This is a genomic window from Pelagibaculum spongiae (genome assembly GCF_003097315.1).
Taxonomy (GTDB): Bacteria; Pseudomonadota; Gammaproteobacteria; order Enterobacterales; family Pelagibaculaceae; genus Pelagibaculum; species Pelagibaculum spongiae.
Genome location: NZ_QDDL01000005.1, coordinates 262,123 through 276,564 on the forward strand (window position 1 = coordinate 262,123; position 14,442 = coordinate 276,564).

Here is a 14,442-nt window from a genome sequence, read left to right on the forward strand (position 1 = left end):
CCTTGAGCGATTTACGCTCGAACAATGACTATTTCTTAACCGGTCTTTGCCAGTTATCGAGATTCTTTTGTTTGCCCCTGGCAATTGCCAGCTGGCCAGCTTCAACTTTTTTGGTAATCACCGAACCTGCAGCAACCGTGGCATTTTCTGCAACAGAAACCGGAGCGACTAAAGAGGTGTTAGAACCAATAAATGCATTCGCTGCAATTTGGGTTTTAAACTTATTCACACCATCATAATTACAAGTGATGGTACCCGCGCCAATGTTGACACCCTCAGCCAATTCGGCATCACCAACATAGCTTAAATGATTAATTTTTGAGCCTTGGCCGACCCGGGTTTTTTTGGTTTCTACAAAGTTGCCAATTTTAGCTTTTGCGTCCATTTGCGTGCCGGGACGTAAACGAGCAAATGGGCCAATTTCACAAGCTTGTGCAATCTGTGAATCTTCAATCATGCTATTGGCTTTAATAATGGTGTCATCTGCAATACTGCAATCTTTCAAAATACAGTTAGCGGCAATTTCAACTCGATCTCCCAAGGTAACTTTGCCTTCAAAAATCACATTGATATCGATTTTGCAGTCTTGGCCAGTAGTTACTTCACCACGAATATCAATTCGTGCTGGGTCGGCGAGGCTAGCGCCATTGCGCATCAGTTTTTCTGCTTGCCAGCTTTGGTAAACCCGTTCTAAAGCAGCCAATTGTACTCGGTCATTAGCACCACTAACTTCTGCAGCATTACTCGCGATCACTGCATGCACCGGACGATTTTCAGCAACTGCCATCGCCACTAAATCAGTCAGATAATACTCTTGCTGCGCGTTGCTATTACTTAGCTGTGGCAATGCAGACTTGGCGAATTCGGCATCGATACACATGATGCCACTATTACCTTCGCAAATTGCCAACTGTTCTGCAGAAGCGTCTTTTTGCTCGACAATTCCCAGCACTGCGCCTTGTGGGTTACGAATGATCCGGCCATAGCCTGTTGGATTGTTCAGTTGAACTGTCAGTAGCGCCAAACCATTTTCCGGGGTTGCTGCCAGCAGCTGTTGCAAGGTTTCAGGCTGAATTAATGGCACATCACCATAGAGCACCAGCAATTGGCTGGCATCGGCAAGGCTTGGCAAAACCTGCATGACTGCATGGCCAGTGCCTAGCTGCTCGGCTTGTTGTACCCAATTAACAGGCTGACTCTGTAGTTGCTGTTGCAGCATTTCAGCGCCGTGGCCGTACACCAGATGTATGTCTTTAGCGCCAATTTTTTTAGCGGCATCAATTACATGTTGCACCATTGGCTTGTTGGCCAACGGGTGTAAAACCTTGGGAAGGGACGATCTCATCCGGGTGCCCTGGCCGGCGGCCAGAATAGCGGCTGCAAGTGTCATCAGCAGACATTCCTGTCAAAAAGGCGCAATTATACGGAGTATAGAGTCGCTTTATAAGAAAGTTCTGTCACAAAACGAGTCGATTCGATCGCGGAGCTGCTTGGTTGGAGTACCGAGCCGCTCGGTTAGCGTGCCGCTGTTTAGTTGGAGCGCTGGGCCACTGAGCTAATTAACAGAACAGCTCAATTGAAAAATGATCGCCAAGCTTTTCTTTTAAAACATTTCAAACAGGAATACCCTGTGTGAAAAATATCATCTGCTGCAAAATCAATGAAAAAAACCAATAAAATACTCGCCTCCTCGCTGGCAGTAACCGGCTTATTATTGTGGGGACTGCCAGAAGCAATCCGCTTTGCTGGTCAGCACTGGTTAACTGAACAAGGCTTCAGTCCAGCCAAAATCAGCGATATCGACCTAAACCTGTTTGCGGGCACCTTGTCTGTAACAGGCCTTGAGATAGGTCGACAAGGCAAACCTGAAATATCAATTGGTTATGTTGCGGCAGACTTAAATGTTGCTGCTTTGTTTCGCCGACAAATTCATATTGCTCAATTATCGTTAAAATCAACTGATCTTCAGCCTACTCGACTGGCTGATGGCCGTTTTCAATTGGCTTTTGTGCAGCCTGAAGCATCGGCTGACGCACAGGTTGATACAACGATTAAAACAACTGCGCCAGTTGCAGAAACTACTGATTCTGAACCATGGCAGTTCGGTATCGACCAGTTAATGATTGATCAGTTGTTGGTGAGTTTTACTGATCAGCAACCACCCAAGCCAGCAAAGGTTGATTTCAAACTGCAGCAGTTGGCGCTTTCACAGCTTTACAGCTGGCAACCGGCGCAGCCTGCGCAGTTGAAAATAACTGCCCAATTGAATCAAACACCGCTTGAGCTTTCTGGTCAGCTACAACCATTTGCTTCGCCAATTAAAGCCAAGCTGAACTTACAACATCAAGATCTGCAGTTAGCGGCTTTCCAGCCTTGGCTGCCGGCTGATTTAACTGTTTCTGGTTGGTTAGCAAATGCATTGTCGGTGGATTTAGCATTTGACCCTGAACAATCGGATCAAATCGAGTTGGACTTTTCTAGTCAACCGGTGTTGAAAAAACTTCAATTAACTTTTAATCAGTCAGAACAACAAAGCTCATTATCGTTTGACCACTTACAATTAAATGTTGATGGCGATTTAAAACAACAACAATTAACGGTTAATCCAGAATTAACAATAAAAAATATTCACCTTGAACAAGCGCCGCATACTGTTCAATTAGCAGAACTGTCGTTGAAGCGATCAAAAATCACCAGTGATTTAAAAACTGAAGCATTTAATGTGCTGCTAGAACCGTTGCAGTTGCAACAACTAGCGATTGCTACAGAAAAACAATTACAGCTTGCTGTGGATAAAATAAAGCTACAACAGCTGTCAGCAAATAAAACGCAGACTATTGATGTAAAGCTGAATGATTTCTCAATCAACCAGCTCATGGTCAATCACCAACAAAAACCATTAACTGGCTTTGCTGATTTTTCTATTCAGCAGGTTGAAGTGACCGCATTTAATCCACAGAACGCTCAATTCAGCGCTTCGCTTGAGCAACTAGCATTAAACCAGCTGGTATTACAGCAAGCGCAGCAAAATTGGTTGCAGCTGAATGCCCTCTCACTAGACCGGGCGACTTTTGCTCCAGTCACTTCAGGCGCTCTAACTGATACAGCGAACCCTCAATTAAACACCGCCCAGCCAGTCATTACATTAGGCAGTTTGCAGTTGAAGCAACTCACTGGTGAGTTGCAGCGTCAGGCGGATGGTGCAATTCCATTGTTAGATCAGTGGTTGGCACGAATAAATCTGATTGCTGATAATGCACAAACGCCTGAATCAGTCGCGGTGGAAACTGTTTCAGCCGAGACTGCACAGGAAACAGTTTTACAAACTACTGAGCAATCGCAGCCGCAGTCGAAAGTAGCGCTAGAAGAAAAATCAGGCTTGCCGATTGTTTTGCAGCAGTTTCATCTAGACGGCGCTTTTAAATTTACCGATTTACAAGCTGAGCCAAATTTAAAAACAATGCTGCAATTAACCAAGCTAGACATTTCTGATTTAAATACCGCAGATAGCGAGCATTTTTCACCAATAGCGCTTGCAGCCAATATTGGTGAATACGGTGAGATAATTGTTGATGGTGAAATTGCACCGATTAGTCAAAAAATAAAATTAAAGGGTGAAATAAAGAATATTGAATTACCTATTTTCACTGGCTATATCGAACCAATGCTGGGCTATCAAATATCATTAGGCCAGTTGAATAACAGGTTCGAGCTGACACTGGCTGATCAAAATCTGCAGTTAGAAAATAATATTCTACTGAAACAGCTAGAAATGGAACCTGTCGATCAAGCAGTAATTGACCGAGTTAGCAAACAGTTGACCATGCCGATAGATAAAGCGTTATCTTTCTTGCGAAATAGCGATAACAATATTGAACTCAGCCTACCAGTTGCTGGCCCATTAGATGATTTGTCGGTTGATACCGGCGATATTATTGCAACGGCAACCACCAATGCGATTAAAGAAGCTTCGATTTCTTATTTAAAGCATCTGTTACAGCCATGGGGAACCGCAATTACCTTGGCCCAATATGCTGGAGAACTGCTATCTGAAGTATCGCTCGACCCGGTTGCTTTTGATGCAGGGAGTAGTGAGTTAAATCTTCAGGGAACTGATTATCTCGGTAAGTTAGCTCTACTGACACAGCAGCGGCCTGACTTGCAGTTAAAGCTGTGTGGCGTGGCATCGAATAATGATCGCCAATGGTTTGAACAACAGCGGTTTGAAAAAGAGAAACTTGAACAGCAGCTATTAGCACAGCAGGAATCTGAAAAAACAGATTTAGTTGAAAGTAAGCCGACTGAGGTTGCCAGTAATTCTGCTAAAAATACTGCCGAAGAAATTAAATTAGCCGAACAGCAGTTAGCTGCACAAGTGGCGCAAATAACCGAACAACTTAACCAAGTGGCTAAATTACGAGGGGATGGGGTGAAACGTTATCTAGTGGAACAGCAAGGAATTGATCCGGGGCGTTTGTTGTTGTGTAAGCCTAAATTAGAAAATGAAGCGCTGCCGTCGGTGGCGGTGGGGATTTAAAATCTAGAGAAAATCAGTTCAGCAAAAGCGCAGGCAAGTTGTCTGCGCTTTTGCTTGTATACAACGTTGAATCTCCTTCTTGAGAAACTTTATCCAGTAAGGCTCATTACATCGTCAATTCAAAATTGTGCATGTATTGCTGTAATAGGTTCTTTATATAACAATAAGTTCATATATAAACTTAGCTAGTTAGTCATGTTGTTTTTGAACTAATTCGTTTTATCTTTTTTCATAATAATGGTCAACCACATCTGATCAATTGATGAGTGAAAACACGACGGTGGATTTTAGCTATTTTTTTAACGAATTCTATCAAGTTTTTAAGAGAATAGAGCTTTGAAGTGAAGTGTATAATGTTATGATTTAAATTCAGAAAAATATTGAAACTTATTGGTTTTTTAAATTTTAATTGATTTAACGTATGCATACTTTTATTATCTCGATTATGCAGCAAGCAATTTCAATGCAGAAATAAATTCTGTCAATGACACTTGTTCAAATAACATTATTCCAGAGCTTTAAGAACTGTATTGTATGAAAAACCTTTCTAGGTGATCAAGCGATCGTTTAATAACTAACTGCCGCCCATTTATCTAATGATATAAAGCAAAACAATATCTTTGTGGCGTCTGTTTATTCAGATTAGAACCTCTTACAAAGCTAGATAGAACTTAGAATGCAAGCTGATAAAGATAATAAAAGGTAAGGTAATGAAAGGTCAGCAGTCAAAACTTACCAAACTTAGTATAAGAAAATCGATTTTCATCCTGTCATTAATCTATAATTAGATAATTAATGCAGAAGAGCTTTGAAAAAAAATATAGCAGCATAGAATAGTAAAGGAAGTTTAAATGAAGTTCATTAAAATATTAACAGCCATTACAGTCACTATAGCCTCTTCAATTGCAGTAGCTCAACAACCGAGTTATACACCATTTGAAAGAGCGTTTTTAGATCTAAAAATATACAATGCAGATAGTGCGCAAACTTGCCAAGATGCTCTAATGGGTAAAGAAACATTTAATGATGCTTGGCAAGCATACATAGACGCAGGTAGTGTAGGTCGTGACGCATCAGCATTAGCTAATAAGTTACATGCGAATTGTATTTCTTTAGCTCAAGCTCCTAATGGCGGAGACGAGCAACCCCAATACACTCGATTTGAAAGGTCGTACTTAGATTTAAAATCATATAATAATGAAAATGCAGCTACATGTTTGTCTACTCTAAATACAGATTCATCTGCTGTTGTTCACGTTTGGAAGATCTTCATAAAAAATGGAAGCGTGAAAGATTATGGTAATTCTTTTGTCAATAAAATACATCGAAACTGCCTCATAGATGCTGTTCCTATAGTTATCGGATTAATCGGTATTCCATGGGAAGAACTTACATCATTCGAAAGATCATTCTTAGATTTGAAAGCATACAGTAGTAACAGTGCTGATGTTTGCAGAGATGTTTTATTGGGCAATGAAACTATTAATAGCTCATGGGATAAATTAACTAATGCTGGTTTTATAAGTTCTGACAAGCCACTAGCTAACAAGTTAAATATAAATTGTATTGATAATGCCTATGCAGAATATGTAGCGTCTGGCGCTAGAATATGGACAGATTTAGGCCCTGGTTGGACTTTTCAAAAAATTGATATGCCTGAATACCTGCGATACCTAGATGAGGTTGGCTATAAAGCCGAGACATACTTGATGAAAATAGCTTTGCCCTGGGAAATTGGTCATTATTGGAGAGAGCTCAGTATTATAATTGTAGTTAAGTACGAAAGTGATCATGCAGTATTTGGAAGCGAAGTTACAATTAATGGATTTTCTCATATCTATGGCGCAAGCGTTAGTCAACCTTGGGCTCATGTATATGAAACATCAGAAACTTATATTTATCAGTACACGACAACACTGGGGCATAGCCCAAATGTTGAGCTGCCTCGTGAAGTATCTGAAATAGCAAATGGTTTCTCTGCTTACTATAAATCAATACTGCCTATATTAAATGAATTTAAATTTAAAGTATTTCCTCATGAAAATGTCGGATCAAAAATAATTGTATCGAGTCAAGTAGATGCGTCGAAATAATAAAAAACTAAAACAATCACGAAACGAGAGAGGTGATTCTTTAAAGCCAAAAAGCGCTCTCTTTTACATCTGCTACTTTGGTTGTCGCAATGTAAGAGTACGTTCTATAGCTGATAGTTTCTGAAAAAAATCATGCTTAGGCTATGTTTTGAATTGTTCCAATATTAAAAAAGCGAAGTACCTTCTGACAGTTCAGTATGTCGGATGGCGCTTCGCTTATCCAACTTGCGAGCGAGCATCAAACAGGGCTCGGCTTCGCCGCTAGTTCCATCAAATAATCAACCACTTTGCGTCTGACCACCAAGCCAACCAATCGGCCTTCGTCGACTACCGGATAAAAGCGACGATGGGTTTCAGCCATTTCGCTGGCAAGCGCCATTAAGTCTCTTTCTGGGGAAATGCTATCTGGGAAGGCTTTCATTACATCTCCAATGCAGACGTTTACATTGCTGTAATAGGCTTCCTCTAACGTTTGTTTGATTAGATCCTGCTCAGAAATAAACCCCACCAAGTGTTTTTGCTTATCGACTACTGGTAAGCCGCTGAGGTGGTGTTGACGGAACTTGTGCCATGCATCGGACAAGCTTTGTTGTGGCTGCAGTGTTGGAGCAGGGTGCATCATGACATCTTTTGCTTGTGCCATTGTCGGGCCTCCTGACTGGTTTCGACTGGTTTCGACAGGTTTATTGTACGCCTTTGCTCTTAGAAATGTGACTAAGCACCATGTTTTTGTTCTCAGTAATGATCTAAATGCAAAGGTCGCAGTACATGAAGTACGATGGGTTAAAATAGAACAACGCTCAAAATAATTGAAGAATACTTTCCCTTGTTTGCAGTAGCTGCTTTAGTTGTTGTAAACAAGGGAGGGTTTATGGCAGATTTCGTAGATAATGGCTTTGAAGATTTAGGAGATTGTGCGTCATCAGCTCTCCATGATGTAGAAACCATTTATGCAGATATAGGGCAAGTTGCGGCTTCTCTGTTAACTATATATGGAGGTGTTGCCTGTAATTTTATTGCTGCTAGGGCAATACAAGAAAATCTATCGATGCCTCAAAAAATAACCACGCATTATTTAAATAACTGTATTATACAAGCTAGTGCGTCTTTAACAAAAGTTAAACTTAAAAGTGTCTTTAATGAAAAAAGCCTTTCGCATCTTTTACCTAAATACACGGACATCATACAGGCTTTTGAATCTCATAGATTAAAAAGATTGTTTTTTTCCCAAGGTCAATATGGAAAAGATCCAATATATGAATCAAATTGGGATATGAGCTGCCATGAAATGCATTCAATTATTTTAAAAATAATGGTAGGGGGGGCGGTTTGTTTCAGCTAATGGATCATGAAACTTTTATTCCTTTTCCTACAGAGAATAGGTGTGGCTTTTCTGTATCTTTTAAAGGTGCGAATGGAAAGTCACACACTTGTAGCCTTTTTCCTACATTGAGAGGCTGGTGTTTTTTCAACTCTAAAAATGCTGAAAAAGGTAAATTTAAAGGCTCTGCGCTATATGCTGGGGATCTTTCAGCCTATAGTGTATTGATTGATCGGATCTTCGCTTTAACTACTAATTATCAATGCAATACGGTTCAGATTATTCCTTGGCATTGCCCGAGTATTGAAAAAAAAATTGCTGAAGATCCAGTCATTTCTAGCGATTGAGTTAAGGCTTAGTAACAGCTAGCTGACCGAATACCTGCCATAACCATCTCTTTCTGTTAGAATCGCGCCAGTTAATTTTTCTGGTGTTAGATCGTGCATAGCGAAATCTCCCTTAACAAGCGGCTAGTCATGGCCCTTGAAGATCTGAAGTTCACCGACCCAACTGAAGTTCAGGAAAAAGCCATTCCATTGGCAATGGACGAAGTGGATCTGTTGATCAGTGCTGAAACCGGCAGTGGCAAGACCTTGGCCTTTATGTTGCCAATGCTGCAGCGGATGTTGGACAGTACATCTAAAAATACCGGCACACGTGGCTTGGTAATGGCGCCGACTCGTGAGCTGGCGCGTCAGCTGTACAAATACAGCCAAAGCCTGGCCAAGCACACCAAAGTTCAAATTGGTCTAATTACCGGGGGCGATGATTTCAAATATCAAGCATCTACCTTCCGAAAAAATCCAGAAATCATCATTGGTACGCCGGGTCGACTGCTAGAGCATGTTGAACGCGCCAGCTGTGATTATTCTGAATTGGAAATGCTGGTACTCGACGAAGCCGACCGCATGCTAGACATGGGTTTAGGTGAAGATGTTCGAAAGCTGGTGGCGGTCTGTAACCCAGAGCGGCAAACCATGCTGTTATCTGCAACCTTAGGGCCCAAAATTGACGCGATTGCCGCTGATATTCTGACTAACCCTGAACGGTTGCAGTTGAATAAAATTACCGATGAACACCAAGACATTACCCAGCAAGTAGTGTTGGCAGACGACCCAGCGCATAAGCAGCGGCTAACTGACTGGCTGCTGGCGAATGAAAAATTCGAGCGGGCGATTATCTTCACCAACAAGCGTGACCAGGTAAGTAACTTACGTGATCAGCTTTCTCGCTACCGTACTCGTATCGGCATGCTGCACGGTGAAATGACTCAGGATAACCGTAACCTGGTGATGCAAGCATTCCGTACCGGCCAAATTACCGTGCTGGTCGCAACAGATGTTGCCGCGCGTGGTCTGGATGTTGGCGGTGTTGATTTGGTTATCAACTTCGACATGGCGCGTAAGGCTGATGAATACGTTCATCGAATTGGCCGTACCGGCCGTGCAGGTCGTAAAGGTTTAGCGGTTTCTTTGATTGGCCCATATGAGTGGAACTTGTGTGCGGCGATTCAAAAGTACCTCAAGCAGCGCTTCGACAAGCGAAGTATTGAAGGTATGGAAGGCACTTACACAGGGCCTAAGAAGGTTAAATCTAACGGCAAAGCCAGCAAAAAGGTTCATAAAAAGAAGTTGGCTAAAGCTGAAGCTAAAAAGCCAGTTAATAAACGCAAGAAGCCGGGTCGCGGTCCTAAAGCGCCGAAAATCGATACCGGTGGTGGTTCAAAACCATTAATGCGTAAAAAGAAAACAGAAGATTAAATTTGATTTTTAGATTTAATCAACAAAAAAGGCAGCGATACAAGCTGCCTTTTTTGTGTGCGGTAATTAAGCAATAGATGTTAATTAACTTTGGTTTGATGAATTCTAAAAAACCAAAAAAATTCTAGCGATATTGTGATTTCTTATTTGCAGTGAAAGCTATTAGATAGCGCCAATATTCTACAGCGGACTATTAGTATTCGAAGCCAAGATTGCTTATCTATACCTGACTGCTGTGACTAGCTTGTCAGCTTTACAATCAGCAATTGTTGGTTGCTTCATCAAAAAAAAACGACTAGCGGTATTGGAGCTAGTTATCCTTACCTTGCTAGAAAATTGCCTGTTTTTTGATCAATTTTTAATAAGTGCTTCAAGCTGAGCTGCGACAACAACTTGGACTCAGTATACCCGGTTGCCGACAGGCTATTCACAGAGTTATCCACAGAAGTGTTTGATATGTTTTCAGGTAACTGTTTGATTTTCATTGCATGTGAATAAATTTTGAAAATTTTTGTCTAGTAGCTGGTGAAAAGATTCACTACTAGATCTGGTAAAGTAATCATGGCAAAATTCTTGATACTGAGTATTTATACAGTGCCAACAATACAATAGAAGTTGTTATTGATTGGCTAGTAGGAACGGTTTGACTGGTCACTTCAGAACTTATTTACCAACTGCAGAAATGGCGCAAGTAATAACCGTATTTTTGGCGCGGCTGGTGCCGCTAACCATAAAGCGGTTGCACTCAATAACATTAATAAAGTCCAGCCTTGGGCGCGGCAATAATAGAGTTTTAATGCGGTACCAAATGAGCGCTTTATTTTGGCATTACTAATATCAATTGAATAAATTTCATCTAATAATAAATGCACAATAAAACCAGCAGATAAAAACAAGCCATATAGCCAAGATAAAAAAGCAGGCAATCCGATAAAGTGAAAGCAAATATTGACCAGCGCTAGCGAACAACAGACGCAGCATATCAGAGAATGCCAGCTACCCCGGTGTATCGTAGTGCGCTTGAACAGCGGTAATATTGGCCAACGCATAAGTAATGTTACGGCTAATATTACCAGCCAAATTTGCCACAACGGGTAGTCTGGGCCGAGTAAGACCAGTAATACCACGCTAAACAGCAAGCTCAAGCTATTGAATATGACTTTTAGTGAACTGGAATTATCGGCATCAATATCTGGCAGCAGGCTTCCCATAGTGCCGGCAACCCAAAGCCCAATGCCATTTACCGGGCTAATGAGTTCGTTTGCAATGATCAAACTGGAGATTAACGCAGAAGCCACGCTACCCACCGTTAGATGAGTATTAAAATTGGCCATTTGATGACAACTTCTCAAAAATTAATATGATTTGCCCACAGGCAACAAGCGCCAATTTACCTTATTTGATCTGTATAAAATACTGTATGCAATAAATCTAATTTGCGTTTGTGCAATATTGGCTGGCTGGCTTTGCCGATAAGGCTTTGATAGCTTAACTTCAAACTAGAAAAGCAGGCGGTTTTACCGGTGTCAGATATTTCTAAAAACAATAGCCTTCAGCCAAAAAAGCAACCAAACCAATTTACCCCTAACGACTGGCATACCTATTACCAGCAAGTTTTGGAGTACCCCCAGCGGCCATCAACAGAAAGAGCGGTAGCGTTGCTTAAACAGCAACAACTAATGGAGCCAGCAGCAACCGTTGCGGTTGATTGCGGCTGCGGAATTGGTCGCGACAGTGCTTGGTTGCTTGAACAAGGCTTTAGCGTGTTTGGTTTTGACAATGCCGAACAAGCAATAGAAGTGTGCCTACAACGCTTTGTCGACCAGCCTCATGCTCATTTTATGGTAAGTAATTTTGCTGACTACCAATACCCCGAAGCTAACTTGCTTATCGCCAATGCCAGTTTGTTTTTTTGCCCCGAAGCAGATTTTCCCACTAGCTGGAAAAACATAGTCACTGCATTAAAATCTAGCGGAATTATTCATGTAGATTTACTTGGAGTAGATGACAGCTGGGTAAATGATCCTGAATTTAATGTATCTGCATTTACTAGAAAAGAAGTGGACGCATTATTTAAAAATTTTGAGATTGTTAAGATTAAAGAGCGAAATGAAGATGGAACTACTGCGATAGGCACTGCTAAGCATTGGCATAGCTTTCATATTTTAGCGATCAAGAGATAAAACATGCGCCTGATACGCTTATTAAAAAATGACTTGGCGAAAGAATCAGCCCAGTGGGTTGAGTCCGGCATCATTGAGCAACAACAAGCAGAGCAAATTTGTCAGCAATATGGTGTTGATTATCATCAGGCACAAGTACATTCATTTGGCTATCGAATGCTGGTGGGGCTGGGTTTCCTGTTTATTGGCCTGTCGCTAATTACATTGATTGGTGCCAACTGGGATGACATTCCCCGTGCAGTTCGAATGGGCTCACTGATTGGTTTAACCCTATTGACCCAGCTGTTTGGTTGGCACAAGTGGCGACAAGGCCTGCAGTCTTCTGCAACGGGTGTGTTTTTTCTTGGTAATATGTTTTACGGCGCATCAATTATATTAATTGCTCAGATTTATCATTTGGGTGAGCATATGCCCGATGGTATCTATTGGTGGGCTTTCGGTTGTTTGCCATTGGCGATGCTAACGCAAAGCCGTATTTTGATGCTGCAAACACTGCTGCTATCGACTGTTTATTTACTACTTGAATCTAGCCTTGGTTTTTATCCTTTAGCATTCTTTCCTTTTGCCATCAGTTTGCTTTGGTTTCTCTATCGTTCACCCAGCAGTTTAATCATATTGTTTGGTAGTGTGTTCGCCATTGGTTATTGGGTTGAATCTAGTTTTGGCTGGCTGTGGTCGCTGAGCCAGAATGGAATTGGAAGTTTCTATCTTGGCTGGCATGTAGAGCATGTTTTGGTCACTGCTGGGCTGTTTGTGTTTATTTATGGTTTGAGCCAAAAGTTGGCGACTTGCCAATCGGTCAAAGCTAAAGATTATGCCGCGGCCCTTGCTTTGTGGAGCTTACGTTTCGCAATTTTTAGCTTGCTGATTCTCAGTTTCGAAGATCCCTGGCAAGATATGATAGAAGCCGATTGGGATAACCTGGCTTCTGCAGCAATATTCTATTTACTAGCAATTGTAATTACCCTTGGCTTGAGCTGGCAGAATAGAAAAAATAGGCAAACCATTACTTTTTTGATTCTGGGGTTATTAGTAGGAATATTATTGTTAGCACCAGCTATTATTGATGTCGATTACTACGCGCAGCATTTACAAATCATCGATAACTTATTGCTAGTTGTAGTGGGCTGTGGCTTGATTATTCGAGGTATTCAAAGCGGCACTTCTCACTACTTTTACTTCGGTGTCACTACTATTTTAATCACTGCTTTACTCAGATATTTCGATTTAATTGGTGATTATATCGGTGGCGCAGTGCTATTTATGGTGTTTGCAATAATCTTGTTGGCTGCTGCCAAATTTTGGAAATATCATGCCGATAAGCAGCTAGGCAATAAAACAAACCATGGTGGGCAAGCTGGAGGGCTGAATCATGAGTGATTCCAATAAGTCTTCTGTCGGCAAGTGGTTGCTGGTGTTTATATTGTTACAGGGCTGTATTCTTGCTGGAATTTTGATCAAGTCTGCTATTCCGCTTTGGACCGGCCAACAAATTCGGGTAAAAATGAATCCGGTCGACCCTCGTTCACTATTTCGTGGCAATTATGCACAAATTACTTATCCATTTTCACAAGTTTCTGCGGATAAATTTGAACAGCCGGAATTACTCCGCGAAGGTGAAATTGTTTATGCTAGCCTAAAGCCATCTGCTGATAATCTTTGGGTTTTGGACAGCGTGAGCCTTGAAACACCGGCAGGTGGTGTTTTCTTGCGAGGTCGTATGGCGCAGATGATTTCTTGGCGCGAGCCCAAAGTTTTTCGCATCAAATATGGTGTAGAAGCTTGGTTTGCACCGAAAGACAAAGCCTTGGCATTGGAAGCGCAGCTTCGTGACAAGAGTGGCGTTGCGGTACTTAAAGTCGCCGACAATGGCCAAGCTCGAATTGAATCGATAGAAGCGAATCATTAACTCCAACTAAATAAAAAACAATAAATAATAGATTATTTATGAACAATAAAAATATCAAGGATCGAAGCTTTAACAATCGAAGTGCGTGGATATTTAGTGGCTCAGAAGGTATCGGTTTAGCGATAGCTGAAGCTCTAATACTGCGTGGCACCGATGTGGTGATTGTTTCGCGTAGCGAGCAAAAACTGCAAGCTTCAGTGAATCTTTTTTAAGAAAAGCTGGCAAGGGGCATATTATTAATACCGCTTCAATTGCTGGTTTTATTCCTCTGTTTGGTTATACCGGCTACAGCGCCAGTAAATTTGCAGTTAAAGGTTTTAGCCGTGCCCTGAGAATTGAATTAAAGCCATTTAATATAAAAGTTTCTTTGCTCTGCCCACTCAACACCAAAACGCCCGGCCTAGAAACAGAAAATATACACAAGCCAGATGCAGTATTAAAAACCGAAGAAAAGCTAGTGCCAATGGAGCCTGAAGCGGTGGCTAAAATCGTGCTGAAAAAACTGCATTCCAACCCTTGGTTAATTATTCCCGGTGCCGATGGTTGGCTCGCCTATTGGGTTAATCGACTTTCAACTCGACTAATGAATTGGATTGTTAGAAGGCCAGTGGAAAGTGTGAAGGATTCGGTGGGTTAACT

The 14,442-nt window shown here is 41.5% G+C and carries 12 protein-coding genes and 1 pseudogene; 10 read left to right on the forward strand and 3 right to left on the reverse strand.

The features are described from left to right. Window positions 1–28: 28 nt before the first annotated feature. A complete protein-coding gene (gene glmU / locus DC094_RS13705) occupies window positions 29–1,390 on the reverse strand; it encodes a bifunctional UDP-N-acetylglucosamine diphosphorylase/glucosamine-1-phosphate N-acetyltransferase GlmU (protein ID WP_116687667.1) in 1,362 nt (453 codons plus the stop codon). A gap of 270 nt (window positions 1,391–1,660) precedes the next feature. Here glmU and DC094_RS13710 point away from each other — a divergent pair, with 270 nt between their 5' ends. Continuing rightward, a complete protein-coding gene (locus tag DC094_RS13710; RefSeq protein WP_116687668.1) occupies window positions 1,661–4,537 on the forward strand; it encodes a DUF748 domain-containing protein in 2,877 nt (958 codons plus the stop codon). An 851-nt stretch (window positions 4,538–5,388) separates the two neighbouring features. Beyond that, entirely contained in the window at window positions 5,389–6,630 is a 1,242-nt protein-coding gene (locus DC094_RS13715; protein WP_116687669.1) for a hypothetical protein, read from the forward strand. A gap of 238 nt (window positions 6,631–6,868) precedes the next feature. On the opposite strand, the gene DC094_RS13720 is transcribed toward DC094_RS13715, so the two are convergent. Further along, window positions 6,869–7,273, reverse strand: a complete 405-nt coding sequence (locus DC094_RS13720) for a CBS domain-containing protein (RefSeq protein ID WP_116687670.1) — start codon at window positions 7,271–7,273, stop codon at window positions 6,869–6,871. A gap of 228 nt (window positions 7,274–7,501) precedes the next feature. Here DC094_RS13720 and DC094_RS13725 point away from each other — a divergent pair, with 228 nt between their 5' ends. The 3 genes from DC094_RS13725 to DC094_RS13735 all read left to right on the forward strand — a co-directional run bounded on the left by DC094_RS13725 (window position 7,502) and on the right by DC094_RS13735 (window position 9,711). After that, on the forward strand, window positions 7,502–7,972 hold the full coding sequence (locus DC094_RS13725; RefSeq protein ID WP_116687671.1) for a hypothetical protein: 471 nt from the start codon (window positions 7,502–7,504) through the stop codon (window positions 7,970–7,972). Next, window positions 7,972–8,298 carry a hypothetical protein gene (locus DC094_RS13730; protein WP_116687672.1) on the forward strand — a complete coding sequence of 109 codons (327 nt, stop codon included), beginning with the start codon at window positions 7,972–7,974 and terminating at the stop codon, window positions 8,296–8,298. Before DC094_RS13725 ends, DC094_RS13730 begins: the two co-directional genes overlap by 1 nt. Before the next feature lie 93 nt (window positions 8,299–8,391). After that, the gene (locus DC094_RS13735; protein WP_241504052.1) at window positions 8,392–9,711 is read left to right on the forward strand and encodes a DEAD/DEAH box helicase; all 1,320 of its coding nucleotides are present in this window, start codon (window positions 8,392–8,394) and stop codon (window positions 9,709–9,711) included. Window positions 9,712–10,367: 656 nt separating this feature from the next. On the opposite strand, the gene DC094_RS13740 is transcribed toward DC094_RS13735, so the two are convergent. Continuing rightward, a complete protein-coding gene (locus DC094_RS13740; RefSeq protein WP_116687674.1) occupies window positions 10,368–11,045 on the reverse strand; it encodes a metal-dependent hydrolase in 678 nt (225 codons plus the stop codon). A gap of 189 nt (window positions 11,046–11,234) precedes the next feature. Between DC094_RS13740 and DC094_RS13745 the strand changes: the two genes are divergently transcribed. The 5 genes and pseudogenes from DC094_RS13745 to DC094_RS13760 form a co-directional block, all read left to right on the forward strand. Next, complete coding sequence (locus tag DC094_RS13745; RefSeq protein WP_206605660.1) at window positions 11,235–11,894, forward strand: class I SAM-dependent methyltransferase; 660 nt, start codon at window positions 11,235–11,237, stop codon at window positions 11,892–11,894. 3 nt (window positions 11,895–11,897) lie between these two features. Beyond that, complete coding sequence (locus tag DC094_RS13750) at window positions 11,898–13,274, forward strand: DUF2157 domain-containing protein (protein ID WP_116687675.1); 1,377 nt, start codon at window positions 11,898–11,900, stop codon at window positions 13,272–13,274. Beyond that, window positions 13,267–13,803, forward strand: coding sequence for a GDYXXLXY domain-containing protein (locus tag DC094_RS13755; RefSeq protein ID WP_116687676.1), 537 nt, complete (start codon window positions 13,267–13,269; stop codon window positions 13,801–13,803). The genes DC094_RS13750 and DC094_RS13755 overlap by 8 nt, the downstream gene beginning before the upstream one ends. 38 nt (window positions 13,804–13,841) lie before the next feature. Then, on the forward strand, window positions 13,842–14,015 hold the full coding sequence (locus DC094_RS22140) for a hypothetical protein (protein WP_158527326.1): 174 nt from the start codon (window positions 13,842–13,844) through the stop codon (window positions 14,013–14,015). 14 nt (window positions 14,016–14,029) lie between these two features. Then, a pseudogene (locus tag DC094_RS13760) lies at window positions 14,030–14,440 on the forward strand (SDR family NAD(P)-dependent oxidoreductase); the annotation flags it as partial. Window positions 14,441–14,442 lie beyond the last annotated feature (2 nt).